The sequence below is a fragment of the Mesorhizobium sp. M7A.F.Ca.MR.362.00.0.0 genome (assembly GCF_004023175.1).
In the GTDB taxonomy this organism is placed as follows: domain Bacteria; phylum Pseudomonadota; class Alphaproteobacteria; order Rhizobiales; family Rhizobiaceae; genus Mesorhizobium.
The window spans coordinates 1-11817 of record NZ_RZTF01000192.1; the positions used below are offsets into that span (position 1 = coordinate 1).

Annotated in this window: 15 protein-coding genes and 1 pseudogene; 5 read left to right on the forward strand and 11 right to left on the reverse strand. The window is 63.7% G+C overall.

The genetic code is table 11. From position 1 onward, the window contains the following. Positions 1 to 721: pseudogene (locus EOC06_RS21660) on the forward strand (MFS transporter); the annotation flags it as partial. Between the two features lie 7 nt (positions 722 to 728). On the opposite strand, the gene EOC06_RS21665 reads toward EOC06_RS21660, so the two are convergent. The 6 genes from EOC06_RS21665 to EOC06_RS21690 all read right to left on the reverse strand — a co-directional run bounded on the left by EOC06_RS21665 (position 729) and on the right by EOC06_RS21690 (position 5524). Then, on the reverse strand, positions 729 to 1457 hold the full coding sequence (locus tag EOC06_RS21665; RefSeq protein WP_027160865.1) for an amino acid ABC transporter ATP-binding protein: 729 nt from the start codon (positions 1455 to 1457) through the stop codon (positions 729 to 731). 56 nt (positions 1458 to 1513) lie between these two features. Further along, positions 1514 to 2188, reverse strand: coding sequence for an amino acid ABC transporter permease (locus EOC06_RS21670; RefSeq protein ID WP_127272108.1), 675 nt, complete (start codon positions 2186 to 2188; stop codon positions 1514 to 1516). Then, positions 2185 to 2856, reverse strand: a complete 672-nt coding sequence (locus tag EOC06_RS21675; RefSeq protein ID WP_128308748.1) for an amino acid ABC transporter permease — start codon at positions 2854 to 2856, stop codon at positions 2185 to 2187. Before EOC06_RS21675 ends, EOC06_RS21670 begins: the two co-directional genes overlap by 4 nt. 107 nt (positions 2857 to 2963) lie before the next feature. Continuing rightward, on the reverse strand, positions 2964 to 3752 hold the full coding sequence (locus EOC06_RS21680; protein WP_127272106.1) for an ABC transporter substrate-binding protein: 789 nt from the start codon (positions 3750 to 3752) through the stop codon (positions 2964 to 2966). Between the two features lie 111 nt (positions 3753 to 3863). Continuing rightward, positions 3864 to 5027 (reverse strand): saccharopine dehydrogenase family protein, encoded by a 1164-nt coding sequence (locus EOC06_RS21685; protein WP_128308749.1) that lies wholly within the window; start codon positions 5025 to 5027, stop codon positions 3864 to 3866. Next, complete coding sequence (locus EOC06_RS21690; RefSeq protein ID WP_127271168.1) at positions 5024 to 5524, reverse strand: Lrp/AsnC family transcriptional regulator; 501 nt, start codon at positions 5522 to 5524, stop codon at positions 5024 to 5026. The genes EOC06_RS21685 and EOC06_RS21690 overlap by 4 nt, the downstream gene beginning before the upstream one ends. A gap of 269 nt (positions 5525 to 5793) precedes the next feature. On the opposite strand from EOC06_RS21690, the gene EOC06_RS21695 reads away from it, so the two are divergent. Then, positions 5794 to 7437: a tetratricopeptide repeat protein gene (locus tag EOC06_RS21695; RefSeq protein ID WP_128308750.1), complete on the forward strand. Its 1644-nt coding sequence runs from the start codon at positions 5794 to 5796 to the stop codon at positions 7435 to 7437. Positions 7438 to 7446: 9 nt separating this feature from the next. Here the strand turns inward: EOC06_RS21695 and EOC06_RS21700 are convergent, their stop codons facing one another. Then, a complete protein-coding gene (locus EOC06_RS21700; RefSeq protein WP_128308751.1) occupies positions 7447 to 8319 on the reverse strand; it encodes a LysR substrate-binding domain-containing protein in 873 nt (290 codons plus the stop codon). Between the two features lie 112 nt (positions 8320 to 8431). Between EOC06_RS21700 and EOC06_RS21705 the strand changes: the two genes are divergently transcribed. After that, positions 8432 to 8641, forward strand: a complete 210-nt coding sequence (locus tag EOC06_RS21705; protein WP_127269973.1) for a hypothetical protein — start codon at positions 8432 to 8434, stop codon at positions 8639 to 8641. A gap of 27 nt (positions 8642 to 8668) precedes the next feature. Further along, positions 8669 to 9418, forward strand: a complete 750-nt coding sequence (locus tag EOC06_RS21710; protein WP_128308752.1) for a sulfite exporter TauE/SafE family protein — start codon at positions 8669 to 8671, stop codon at positions 9416 to 9418. A gap of 54 nt (positions 9419 to 9472) precedes the next feature. On the opposite strand, the gene EOC06_RS21715 is transcribed toward EOC06_RS21710, so the two are convergent. The 3 genes from EOC06_RS21715 to EOC06_RS21725 all read right to left on the reverse strand — a co-directional run bounded on the left by EOC06_RS21715 (position 9473) and on the right by EOC06_RS21725 (position 10873). Further along, positions 9473 to 9658 (reverse strand): DUF1778 domain-containing protein, encoded by a 186-nt coding sequence (locus EOC06_RS21715; protein WP_236382721.1) that lies wholly within the window; start codon positions 9656 to 9658, stop codon positions 9473 to 9475. 90 nt (positions 9659 to 9748) lie between these two features. After that, positions 9749 to 10267 (reverse strand): sugar O-acetyltransferase, encoded by a 519-nt coding sequence (locus tag EOC06_RS21720; RefSeq protein ID WP_245469886.1) that lies wholly within the window; start codon positions 10265 to 10267, stop codon positions 9749 to 9751. A gap of 156 nt (positions 10268 to 10423) precedes the next feature. Further along, the gene (locus EOC06_RS21725; protein ID WP_127267216.1) at positions 10424 to 10873 is read right to left on the reverse strand and encodes a universal stress protein; all 450 of its coding nucleotides are present in this window, start codon (positions 10871 to 10873) and stop codon (positions 10424 to 10426) included. 208 nt (positions 10874 to 11081) lie between these two features. Between EOC06_RS21725 and EOC06_RS21730 the strand changes: the two genes are divergently transcribed. Further along, positions 11082 to 11663 (forward strand): histidine phosphatase family protein, encoded by a 582-nt coding sequence (locus tag EOC06_RS21730; protein ID WP_127267215.1) that lies wholly within the window; start codon positions 11082 to 11084, stop codon positions 11661 to 11663. A gap of 31 nt (positions 11664 to 11694) precedes the next feature. Here EOC06_RS21730 and EOC06_RS45155 read toward each other — a convergent pair whose 3' ends face one another. Continuing rightward, positions 11695 to 11817: a hypothetical protein gene (locus EOC06_RS45155; RefSeq protein WP_368773595.1), complete on the reverse strand. Its 123-nt coding sequence runs from the start codon at positions 11815 to 11817 to the stop codon at positions 11695 to 11697.

Below are 11817 nucleotides of genomic sequence, written 5' to 3' on the forward strand. Positions count from 1 at the left end.
CAATCTCGGCCTCTGCCTGCCGATCCACGCCTGGCTGATGCGCCTGTCGCGCCGCCACGCCACGGCCGCGAGCCAGGAGCGCGGGCCGGCCCCGGAAGCGGGCGCGCCGCTCGATGCGCGGCGCGACCGGGCCGCATTCCTGCTCATGCTGGCGGGGTTCGCCACCGAGGGCTTCGTGCTGTCGGCGATCCTCATCCACATGGTGCCGCTGACGGCGGCGCTGGGGCTCGGAACCGCAGGCCTCTTCGTCTCGACCCTGTTCGGACCGGCGCAGGTCGCCAGCCGGCTGATCAACATGCTGTTTGGCGGCCGCCTGCAGCAAACGCACCTTGCCGTCATCGCCGCATCGCTGATCACAGCCGGGCTGTGCGCACTCCTCCTGACGACGCCATGGCTGCCCGGCGCCTTCCTGTTCGTGTTGCTGTTCGGCCTCGGCTCCGGCCTCACCAGCATCGTCGGCGGCACCTTGCCGCTCGAACTCTTCGGCCGCGAAGGCTATGGCGCGCGGCTCGGATGGGCGAGCGCTGCCCGCCAGTTCACCTCGGCCTTCGCGCCGTTCGCGCTCGCCTTCATGATGGCGCGGACATCCGTCGCCAATTCGCTGTGGGTGCTGGTGGTCGTCGCCGCGAGCGGCGTGATCGCCTTCCTCGCCATCGCGCTGTTGAGGCGCCGCGGCCGGGTTGCGTTCGCCATTGGCGGCAATCCGGAAGAGGCGGCCTGACCGCGCCTCAATGTCTGAGAATCTTGCTCAGAAAAGCGCGGCTGCGGTCGGTCTTGGGGTGTGAGAAGAACTCGTCCGGCGTGCCGCTTTCGACGATGGCGCCGGCGTCCATGAACACCACGCGCTGGGCGACCTTGCGGGCAAAGCCCATCTCGTGTGTCACCACCATCATGGTCATGCCTTCCTCGGCGACCGCCACCATCACGTCGAGCACTTCGGAAATCATCTCCGGGTCGAGTGCCGAGGTCGGCTCGTCGAACAGCATGATCTTGGGCCGCATGCCGAGGCAACGCGCGATCGCCACGCGCTGCTGCTGGCCGCCGGAGAGCTGTGCGGGATAGGCATTGACCTTGTCGGCGAGGCCAACCTTGGCCAGCAATTCGCGGCCTGCTTTTTCAGCCTCGGCGCGCGGGATCTTGCGGACATGGATGGGGGCGAGCGTGACGTTTTCGAGTGCCGTCTTATGCGGGTAGAGGTTGAACGACTGGAAGACGAAGCCGATCTCGGTGCGCAGCTGCGTCATGTTGGTGGCGGGGTCGCCCAGGCGTTGGCCGTCGACGACGAGGTCGCCGTCCTTGATCGCCTCCAGGCCGTTAACGCAGCGGATCAGCGTGCTCTTGCCCGAGCCGCTCGGGCCGCAGACGACGACCACTTCGCGCGGCTCGACGCTGAGCGTGATATCCTTGAGCACATTGAGCGTGCCGAACCATTTGTTGACGCCGCGAAAGTCGATCATGCCGGTTTTGGCAAGGCCCGTTTTGGTCATGTTTTCTGGACCTTTGGGGTTGGAAGTCACAACTGCACCTCGCCATGCGCCGCGCCCATGCGCTGCTCCAGCCGGCGGGCCAGCATGATCAGCGGATAGCAGACGATGAAATAGCCGACGCCGACGAGGAAGAAGACCAGCAGGCCGTTGGGCACACGCTGCACCACCAGCCAGCCAACCCGGGTGAGGTCGGTGAGCCCGATCGCTGAGACGACAGAAGAATCCTTGATCAGCAGCACATACTGCCCGACCAGCGGCGGCAGCACGATGCGCATCGCCTGTGGGAGGACCACCTGGCGCATGCGCTGCAAGCGCGACAGGCCGGACGCCAGCGCCGCCTCGACCTGACCTGTCGGCACCGAGCGGATGCCGGCAACGACGATCTCGCAGATGAAGCAGGCGGCGAGGTTGGTCAGCGCGATGATGCCGGCGGTGAAGGCATCGAGTTCGATGCCGAACTCAGGCAGGATGAAGAAGATCAGGAAGATCTGCACCAGGAACGGCGTGCCGCGGATCAGGTCGACCCAGGCCCCGATCAAGCCCGAGATCAGCCGGTTGCCGCCGGTCCGCAGAATGCCGAGGCCGAAGCCAAGCAGGGTGCCGAGCACCAGGCTGATCAGTGACAGCATCACGGTCATGCCGAGGCCGCGCAGGGCCAGCGGATAAGAGCCGGCGAGGCTTTGCAGTTGTTGCCAGATCATGTCCGCGCCCCCGCCGTGCCGAGCCAGCGGCTGGAGACGCCAGCCAGTCCTTTCAGTCCGTAATACAGCAGCAGGTAGAAGGCGGCGATGGTGAGGAAACCTTCGGCCGGCATGAAGCGGTCGGAGGCGAGCAATTGGCCGGCGCGCGTCAGTTCGGAAACCGAGATCAGCGACAGAAGGGCGGAATCCTTGACCAGCACGATGGCCTGGCCAAGCAGCGGCGGGATCGTCACCTTGAAGGCCTGCGGCAGGACGACCAGACGCATGCGCTGGACATAGGTCATGCCCGAAGCGACGCTGGCCTCGACCTGGCCACGTGGGATCGACAGGATGCCGGCGCGAATGATTTCAGCGATATAGGCGCCGCTGTTGAGCGACAGCGCGAGAATGCCGACGACCAGCTCAGGCAGGACGAAGCCGAGCCGGGGCAGGCCGAAATAGAGGAAATAGAGCTGCGCCAGCAAGGGTGTGGCGCGTACGGCGTCGATATAGGCCTTGGCCGGCACGCGAAACAGCCAGCCGCGCTGCAGGTTCATGGCGCAGAGCACAATGCCGACGATCAGCGCCCCTACAAAGGACAGCGCCGACAGCCAGACGGTCGTGATCAGGCCCTGTCCGAACAGCGGCAGGTATTCGATGATGGTGCGGAAACTGAAATTTTCGAGCATCGTTGGGTGCAATCCCCAGAGTGCAGGAAACGACGGATGAAGCGAAAATTCCAGGCGGTTTCGCGGCGCTTGAGACGCGCGCGAAACCGCCTGGGTTTTATCGCTGCTTAGTGGTCTTTCTTCCAGGCGTCGGAATTGACCCAGTAGTCGAGGTTCTTCTGCAGGCGACCATCGATGGTGACCTGGTTGAGGAACAGGTTCATCCAGATCAGCAGGTCCGGCTCGTCATAGCGGGTGGCGAAGGCAAGCGGCTCCTTCGACAACAGGTCCGGCATGATGGTGAAGCTGCCGGCCGGATAGGCGGTCGACTGGCCCTTGACCGCCGAGACGTCGTTGACGCCGCAATCGGCCTGGCCGTTGTTGACGGCGTCGAGCAGCAGCGGACCGCCGCCCTTGTAGCTCTTGATGTCGGCGTCGGGGAAGGCTTTCTTGGCTTCCTTCTCGCCGGTGGCGCCGAGCAGCACGGCGATCTTGGTGCCCTTGGCCTTGCAGTCCTCAGTGGTCTTGAACTTGCTGTCGGCCTTGGTGAAGACGGTGCTGCCGGTGTACATGTAAGGCGTGGTGAAGGCGACCTTCATGCCACGCGCCAGCGTCGGTGTCATGTCGGCGACCAGAAGGTCGGCCTTACCCGACAACAGCGCCGGAATCAGACCATCCCAGTCGAAGTCGAGGAACGTGATTTTCACACCCATTTCCTTGGCCATCAGTTCGGCCAGTTCGACCGAACTGCCGGTGCGTTCGCCGTTGGCGCCAACCAGCGAGAAGGGCGGTCCTTGAGTCTGCACGGCGACGCGCAACTCGCCGCGCTTGGTGATGTCGTCGAGCGTACCGGCACTGGCAGCGGCAGTGAGCCCGGCGAGTGCAAGCCCGGCGATGAAAAATCTGGCAATCTTCATTTCGGTATTCCTCCTTGTTTTATTGTTCCACGTTGTTTTTCACCCTTTGGGGTGCTTTTTGAGCGGCAGCGCCGTTGCCGACGGCAGCCACCGTTCGAAAATCTTCCTGCCTCAGTCCCGTGCCACCGTCTCGGAAACCGTGATGCCGCGCTTGGCCAGTTCGTCGAAGAACCTGATGTCGGGCACGTCCAGCAGCGGGTTCAAAAGGCCCGGTCTGGTGATCTCACGCCGCGCGAGCATCTGCGCCACGATGCTGGCGGGATAGCCGACGCCGAGGCTCATGCCGAACAGGCCCGAAGCCAGGTCCCGCTCGATGATCAGGTCCGACGTCACCGTCTTGGCGCGGCCGTCTTCGAGGCCGGAAAAGACATTGCGCATCACGCACAGGTCCTTCTCGCCGGGACCATATTGCAGTTGCGGGCCGAGCAGACGGCCGAGGAATTCGCGCGGGCTGTTGCCGGTGCCGGGCACCTTGTCTTCGGAGAGGAAGCCGAGCTCCTTCAACGGCGCCCAGAAGGCCGACCATCCCGGCCAGCGCAGCGTGTAGCGGCCGGAGCGGCGCAGCCCCTTGGCTGCCTCCAGCATCTCGACATAGTGCAACGCGTCGCCGTTGGGGAAGGCTTCGAGTTTGCCGAGGCCGGCAACCTCGATTTCATGGATGAACGGATTGTCGTGCTGCTGACCGGCCGGCACCGCGACGCGTTTTCCGTCCTCGATCATCACGCTGTCGCGGTTCTGGCTGACCAGGACCATGTCGAAATTCCAGCTCACCTTGTAGCACAGCGGCTTGGCCATCGCCTTCGGCTCGGGGATGCCGCCGCAATAGGAATCGATCGAGGAAATCGAATCGAACTGCCTGGCGGCGCGCGCGTACAGCACGAGGTCGATGCCGGGGTCGAGCCCGCATTCGGTCATGATCGAGACGCCGGCCTGTTCGGCGGCTGGCGCCAGGTCGGCGATCGACTTGGCGTAATTGGTGGTGACCAGCGGCGTGCGCGTGGCGATCGCGGCCTGCACCGCCTGGCGCATCAGCGGCTGAGGCAACAGGTCGATGACGGCGTCGACATCGTCAAGCACAGTGGCCAGCGCCGGGCCGATCGCGCCTTCAGGCACCACGAAGCGCACGCGGGCAAGATCGGTCAGGCCGGCAAGCCGGGCCGGGCCATCCGCTGCGGTATCGACGCAGACGATTTCCTCGACGCCGACGCTGGCGACGAGGTCGGCGATTGCCGCCCGGCCTTGCAGGCCGAGGCCGCCTAGTACCGCGATCTTCATGCCGGCTCCTTGCGGTCGTCCGACCAGCAGCCTTCCGGCAGGCTGACCCATTTGTTGCAGGACGCCATGACGACGAAGGTTTCGCTGCGCACGACTTCGCCGGGCTCGCCGGCGCCGGGGATCAGTTCGCTAGTGACACGATAGAGATCGGCGACGTCACCGGCCACCGTCACGTCAACGATGATGTCGAAGCGCCCGGTGACCACCGAAGCCGAGTTGACGAAGGGCAGTTCGGAAATGCGCTGTGCCAGTTCGCGGGCCCGGCCGCGCCCCTGGGCATTGATGCCGACAATGGCCGAGATCAGCTCGGGGCGCTCGGTCAGGTTCAGCAGGCCGACGATCTTGAGCAGGTTGCGGTCGAGCAGGTTGCGCAGCCGCGTGCGCACCGTCGGCACCGAAATCGCCAACATCTCGGCGATGCGGTTGATGCCCGGCTGTGCATCCTGCGACAGCTGTTTGACCAGCCGCCGATCGGTCAGATCAAGATGTTCCCGCAAAGTCCCCGTCTTTCACAAAAGGAAAAAACTTCGGCTATTTTTTTGCCAATGTGCAAACAAGCTACGTCACGGATATTTGAAAAGCAAGGCGCTGTTTTCACGCGAACTGGGTAGGTCGTCTGCCTGCAGGCGGCCGAACGTGCTGGCGAAAGGCAGCGCGCAGACTAGGACAATCGTGTTGTGATCGGGCGATTGAAGGTGGTGATGCCCCGCTGTCGACGCATGCCGCCGGCGCGTGGCCCGTCCGGATTTCTTCGATATTAATTTTCTTGGTCAAGAATTTGCCCGATCAAGCTGGCACAAGGTCGGCGATCTGCAATAATGTTCCAAGTTTTTCTGACATGATGCTTCATCGATATGGGCGTTTGACTAAAGTGGCGCAGTGTTACCTTGCTTGCCTTGCGGTCCTGCTCGCATTCGGCCCGCCGGTCATGGCAGCCGATAATCGTCTGCACAATTGCGGCGACGATGAGCTCGACGCCCCCAAGCGGATCGTCGTGTGCACCAGCCTGCTGGAGGACAAGGCCGTATCGGTGAATGATCAAGCCCTTGCCCATTTCAACCGAGCGAATGCACTGGACGGCAGCGGCGAATATGACCGCGCCATTGCGGACCTCGACCAGGCGATTGCGCTCGATCCGAATCATATCCTCGCCTTTCGACGGCGCGCCGAGATCTGGATGAAGAAAGGCGACAAGGCTCGCGCCATTGCTGACTATGACCAGGCGATCAGGCTCGATCCAAAGGATGCCTCGATCTACCGCGACCGCGCTGATGTCTGGGCGAGCAAGATGTTCTACAAGCGGGCCATTGCCGAGTACGATCAGGCGATCAGCCTCGATCCGAAAAACGCCGTCGGCTACAACAATCGCGGTCTGCTATGGTCGTACATCGATGATGCGGACCGGGCCTTAGCCGACCTTAGCCAGGCGATCACCCTCAATCCCCATTATGCCGAAGCCGTCACCAATCGGGGTCGGGTCTGGTCGTACAAAGGCGAGTATGATCTTGCGCTGGCGGACTACGATTACGCGATCGCCATCAATCCAGGCTATGTGCAAGCCTACGACAGCAGGGGCCTCGTCTGGGCATCCAGGCATAAATACGATGACGCCATATCAGATTACAATCTCGCGATCGCAATAGATGCCGGCTATGCTGGCGCCTACAGGAACCGTGCCGCGGCCTGGAGCGATAAAGGCAAATACGACACCGCCATCGCGGACTATGATCAAGCGATCTTCCTCAATCCTGAAGATGCCGCCGCCTATCTCGGGCGCTGTTACGTGTGGCTGTACATGGCGAAAAACAATCGCGCGATCAATGATTGCACTCAGGCGTTGCACTATGCGCCGAACTATCCCAGCGCCTACGAAGCGCTGGGTATCGCCAGTATGTACAAGACAGACTATGTCGAGGCCTTCGCCAACTTCAACGAGGCTGTTCGTCGAAACCCAAAATTCGCGGGTTTCTATCAAAGTCGCGGCATTGCCGGATTCTACTTTGGTCCGGCCGCCAAGGCACAGGCCGATCTGGAGAAGTCCGCCCAAATGCAGCCCCAGGATGCGTATTCCGCAATCTGGGTGGACCTTGCCCGGCGCCGCAACGGGCAGTCGAGCATCCTGCGCGTGGCAAAGCTCGACATGACGAAATGGCCGGCGCCGCTGGTCCGCATGCTGCTGGGTGACCAGGCGCCTGAAGTGACACTGAAGGCGGCTGATGATCCGGATGCAACCATCAGGAACGAGCAGGTCTGCGAAGCCAATTTCTACACAGCGGAATTCCAGCGGCTGCAGCATCGTGACGACGAGACGTTGCCGCTCTATCGGCTCGTGCTAAGCGATTGCCCAAAGCATTTCATCGAATACCTCGCTGCGATCAACGCGCTACGCTCCATGGGCAAAGCGCCGTAGAGCGCGACTTCACACCAGCGCCTCCGCCAGCAGTTTTGCCTGTGGCGTCAGATCCTCGAAGCGGCGGGCACAGAGGTTGAGCTGGCGTGTTGCCCAGTCGTCGGTCAACCGTAGGCTGCGCAGCGTGCGGGCGGAGCGGCGCGCGGCACTTTCGGGCACGATGGCGATGCCGGCGCCCTGGGCGACCAGCCGGCAGACATTGTCGAGGCCGGGCACGCGGATGCGGAAGTGCAGATGGCCGCCAAGGCGGGCGGCCTGACGGGTGATGTGCTCCTGCAAGGGATGGCCGGCGCTCAGGCCGACAAAGGCTTCGCCGAGCAGGTCGCCGAGGTTGGCCGTATTGCCTTCGAGGTCGGGCCAGTCTCGCGCGGCGATCACCATGAGCCTGTCGATGAAGAACGGCTTCTGCTCCAGATGCGAAAGGCCGGCCCAGGTCGCGGCGATGCCGAGATCGGCGGCACCGCTTGCCACCGCCTCTGCGATCTCGTGGCTGGGGCGCTCGTCGAGGTCGATGTCGATGCCGGGATGCGCGACGAGGAAGGCCGGCAGCATGTCGCGCAGCAGCGCGCTGGTGGCGGCCGTGTTGGCCATCAGCCGCACGCGGGCGCGCAAGCCCGTGGCATAGGCGCCGAGGTCGCCGGCCATCGCCTCGATCTGGTTCTGCACCGCCCGCGCATGGTGCAGCAGCGCCTGCCCGGCGGCCGTCGGCACCACGCCGCGCCGCCGCCGCTCTAAAAGCGGCGCGCCGAGGCTTTCCTCCATGCCCTTGATGCGGGCGCTGGCGGAGGCGAGCGCCAGCCCCGCAAGTTCGGCACCATGGGTGATGCTGCCGCGCTCGGCGACCAGCAGGAACAGCCGGAGATCGGTAAGATCGAAGCGCATCTTTCTTCTCCTGCAGGGTTTCAGCCTTCGGCGCAGGCGAAGGCTGACGGCGTAATTTCCACATTGTGGGCGGCCGGCATGTCAGTCAAATCTTTTGCGATGGAGATGCGCGATGAGCGAAAAGGCGACAGGCCGGCATGGACCCGGCATACTTGAAAGCGCGGCGATCGTGCTTGCGATCGCGGTGGCCTCGCTTGCCATGGCGCGAGCGGAGCCCGGCCAGCGCGGTTGCGTGGCGATGGCTGCCCCTGTCCACCATGAAGCAACGCCTGCAAAACCCGCACCCGACGATGATGCGGCGGACATGCTGTTGCATGACTGATCGAAGCGGCACCCCGGAGGAACGACCGTGCTGAGCGTCGGCGTCATCGCCTGGGTCGGCGCGGTCTTCCTTGCCGCGGGCTTCGTCAAGGGTGTCGTCGGCATGGGGCTGCCGACCGTGGCGATGGGGCTGCTGGCGGTAACGATGTCGCCGGCGCAGGCGGCTGCCCTGCTCTTGATTCCGTCGCTGGTCACCAATCTTTGGCAGTTGTTCACCGGCCCATCCTTCGGCGGGCTGTGCAAGCGGTTGTGGACGATGATGGCCGGCGTCGTGCTTGGCACCGTCGCCGGGGCCGGCCTGCTCACCGGCACACACTCTGGCGTTGCCTCGGCCGGGCTCGGTGCGGCGCTGGTGCTTTACGCCATTCTCGGCCTGCTCAAGCTTGGCTTCACCACGCCGGCGCGCCACGAGGCGTTGGTATCACCGCTGGTCGGTGTGGCGACCGGGCTGGTCACCGGCGCCACCGGGGTCTTCGTCATCCCGGCCGTGCCCTATCTGCAATCGCTGCGGCTGGGCCGGGAAGACCTCATCCAAGCGCTCGGCCTGTCCTTCACCGTGTCGACGGCGGCTCTTGCCCTTGGGTTGTTCAAGGCAGGCGCGTTCGCATCGCCGACAATGCAACTGGCGGGATCGGTCCTGGCGCTTGCGCCGGCGCTCGCCGGCATGTTCGCCGGCCAGGCGCTGCGCCAGGCGATGAGCGTCGAGACGTTTCGCACGGTGTTCTTCGCCGGGCTGCTGATGCTGGGCGGGTATCTGGTCTTGGAGGCCGCGCTCTGATCTTCGGCATCCTAAGCGGCCGGTGGGGATTGGCGCGGAGCGTGATCATCAGCGTCATGCAGCGTCCCACGGAGGCTTTGTCGTCATGGTGCGGCGCAACCGGTGGTTCGGATGCTGCGGCGCGTCGAGACGTTCCAGAAAAGCGGCGTAGACATCCGGCTCGACAGCAAAGATGTCGCGGTTGAGCAACGTGTCTTCAGTGGCACGCTGCAACGCTTCAAGCATGAAGTCCTTGCGCATGAATGGGCTCCTTCCCTGCGTTAACAGCATAGCATAGCGACGATGTCACTACGATCTGTCGGTCCGGCCGCCCGATGAAAAGTCGCGCCCTCATTCGGCAATCGACCTGATGACGTTGGCCGGGTTTCCCCCGACAAGCGTGTTCGGGGGAACGTTCCTAGTGACCACGGAACCCGCCGCGACAACCGAGTTTTCGCCCACCGTCACGCCGCCGATGACCGTCGCGCCGGCCGCGATCCAGACATTGCGTTCGATCACGATCGGCTTTGCGGTCGTGAAGACGCGACGCCGCGACGGTTCGAGGGGATGGCCCGAGGTGATGAGGCTGACATTCGGCCCGATCATGACATCGTCGGCGATGTCGAGCCCGCCAAGATCATAAAAGGTGCAGTTCTGATTGATGAAGACGTTGCGCCCGACGCGGATATCGGATCCGCCGGTCGTGTAGAAGGGCGGGATCAGCAGGAAGCTGTCGTCGACCTTCCTGCCAATGAGTTCGCTGAACAGGGTCCGGACTTCAGCCGCGTCGTTGAAGGTCAAGCGGTTGAGGCTTGCGGTGGTCGCCATCGCCCGTTTGACGTCGGCCAGCATGGCGGCCGACTGCGGCATTCCGCTGGGAATTATCCTGGTGCGACCCTCGTCCGCCATTCGTCAATTTTCTCCGGCGCGGTCGAACAATGTTGGCGCACGACAGCCGCGCCGGGATGGTCTCCGGCTGTTATTTGAGCATGATTCCGAAAGTCAGTTCCAGCCCGGAAAAACGCCCTATCGCACCACCAGAACCGGGATTTCCGTGTAGGACAGCACTTCCGCCGTCTGGCTGCCGAGAAGCAGCTTGCCCAGTCCGCGGCGGCCGTGCGAAGCCATGACGATCAGGTCGCAGCCCAGGGCCTGCGACAGTTCCAGGATGGCTTCGGCGGGCCGCTTGTCCTCGACATGCACGACCTCCGCGGAGACGCCGACGGCGTTCGCCGACGCCTTGCACTTGTCGAGCACTTCCTTAGCGTGTCGTCCCGCCTCTTCCTTGTAGGCAGCCAGTTCGTTGCCGGCGGCATAGCCGGCCATGGCACCGCCCAAGGCGAAGATCGGGAATGGTTCCGAGACGGTGACGAAGGTGACAGCAGCGCCGAGGCCCTTGGCCAACGTTAGGCCGTGAGTAACGCCCTTGTCGGCCAGTTCCGATCCGTCCGTGGCGATGAGCAGATGTTTGTACATGACGATCTCGACTTGTTGTGCAAGGGCCCGTGCCCTTGTGGTGGCGGGAGCCTTGTGGAGGCCTGGCCTTGATATAGTTGCGGCCTCGGGCCGATCACAGGGCCGGCCCGCCGCCGATCAAGGCCAGGCGACCACGCAGTTTTGTACCAAGCGGATTCCCCTTTGCCGCATCGTCGCGTAAGGTGCTGGCGACACTGAAAGGCATTCCATGAGCAACGCGTATCCCCAAATCCATCTGGTCCGGCATGGTGAGACGGCATGGAGCCTTTCGGGGCAGCATACCGGTCGCACCGACATGCCGTTGACCCCGGTTGGCGAGGCCGCCGCGCGGGGTGTCGCCGATAGGCTCAAGGGGCTGTCTTTTTCGGCCGTATGGTCGAGCCCGTCGCAGCGCGCCTACAACACCAGCGTACTGGCCGGCTTCGACGCGCAGAGCGTCAAGAAGGACGATCTGCAGGAATGGGACTACGGCGCCTATGAGGGGCTGACGACAAAACAGATCCTGGCCGAGCGCCCCGGCTGGAATGTGTTTCGCGATGGTTGTCCAAAGGGCGAGATGGCGGCCGATGTCGGCGCGCGGGCCGACAGGATTATCGCCGGGCTGCGCGAGGCCAATGCCGGCATATTGGTGTTTTCCAGCGCGCATTTCTTGCGCGTGCTGGCGGCGCGCTGGATTGGCCTGCCGCCCGAAGGCGGCGCGCTGCTTGTGCTCGAAACAGCCAGCATCAGCGTGCTCGGCTACGAGCATGATTTGAGCGAGCCGGTCATCCGGAAATGGAACCAGAAGTAGGGCGGCTTTGGCCAGCGGCGCCGCTTCCGCCCTACCTGTCGAATTTCTTGATCGCTTCGGCGGTCACCGGCGTGAAGAAATTCACCAGATTGCCATCGGGGTCGCGAAACAGCAGCGAGCGATTGCCCCAGGGCATTGTGGTTGGCTTCTGCAC

Excerpts from the sequence above, each read along its gene's own strand:
- EOC06_RS21715 (WP_236382721.1), bottom strand. The coding sequence starts at position 9,658 with ATGCGCAAGGACTTCATGCTTGAAGCGTTGCAGCGTGCCACTGAAGAC.
- EOC06_RS21670 (WP_127272108.1), bottom strand. The coding sequence starts at position 2,188 with ATGATCTGGCAACAACTGCAAAGCCTCGCCGGCTCTTATCCGCTGGCC.
- EOC06_RS21725 (WP_127267216.1), bottom strand. The coding sequence starts at position 10,873 with ATGTACAAACATCTGCTCATCGCCACGGACGGATCGGAACTGGCCGAC.
- EOC06_RS21665 (WP_027160865.1), bottom strand. The coding sequence starts at position 1,457 with ATGATCGACTTTCGCGGCGTCAACAAATGGTTCGGCACGCTCAATGTG.
- EOC06_RS21680 (WP_127272106.1), bottom strand. The coding sequence starts at position 3,752 with ATGAAGATTGCCAGATTTTTCATCGCCGGGCTTGCACTCGCCGGGCTC.
- EOC06_RS21675 (WP_128308748.1), bottom strand. The coding sequence starts at position 2,856 with ATGCTCGAAAATTTCAGTTTCCGCACCATCATCGAATACCTGCCGCTG.
- EOC06_RS21705 (WP_127269973.1), top strand. The coding sequence starts at position 8,432 with ATGAGCGAAAAGGCGACAGGCCGGCATGGACCCGGCATACTTGAAAGC.
- EOC06_RS21730 (WP_127267215.1), top strand. The coding sequence starts at position 11,082 with ATGAGCAACGCGTATCCCCAAATCCATCTGGTCCGGCATGGTGAGACG.
- EOC06_RS21700 (WP_128308751.1), bottom strand. The coding sequence starts at position 8,319 with ATGCGCTTCGATCTTACCGATCTCCGGCTGTTCCTGCTGGTCGCCGAG.
- EOC06_RS21685 (WP_128308749.1), bottom strand. The coding sequence starts at position 5,027 with ATGAAGATCGCGGTACTAGGCGGCCTCGGCCTGCAAGGCCGGGCGGCA.
- EOC06_RS21720 (WP_245469886.1), bottom strand. The coding sequence starts at position 10,267 with ATGCCGCAGTCGGCCGCCATGCTGGCCGACGTCAAACGGGCGATGGCG.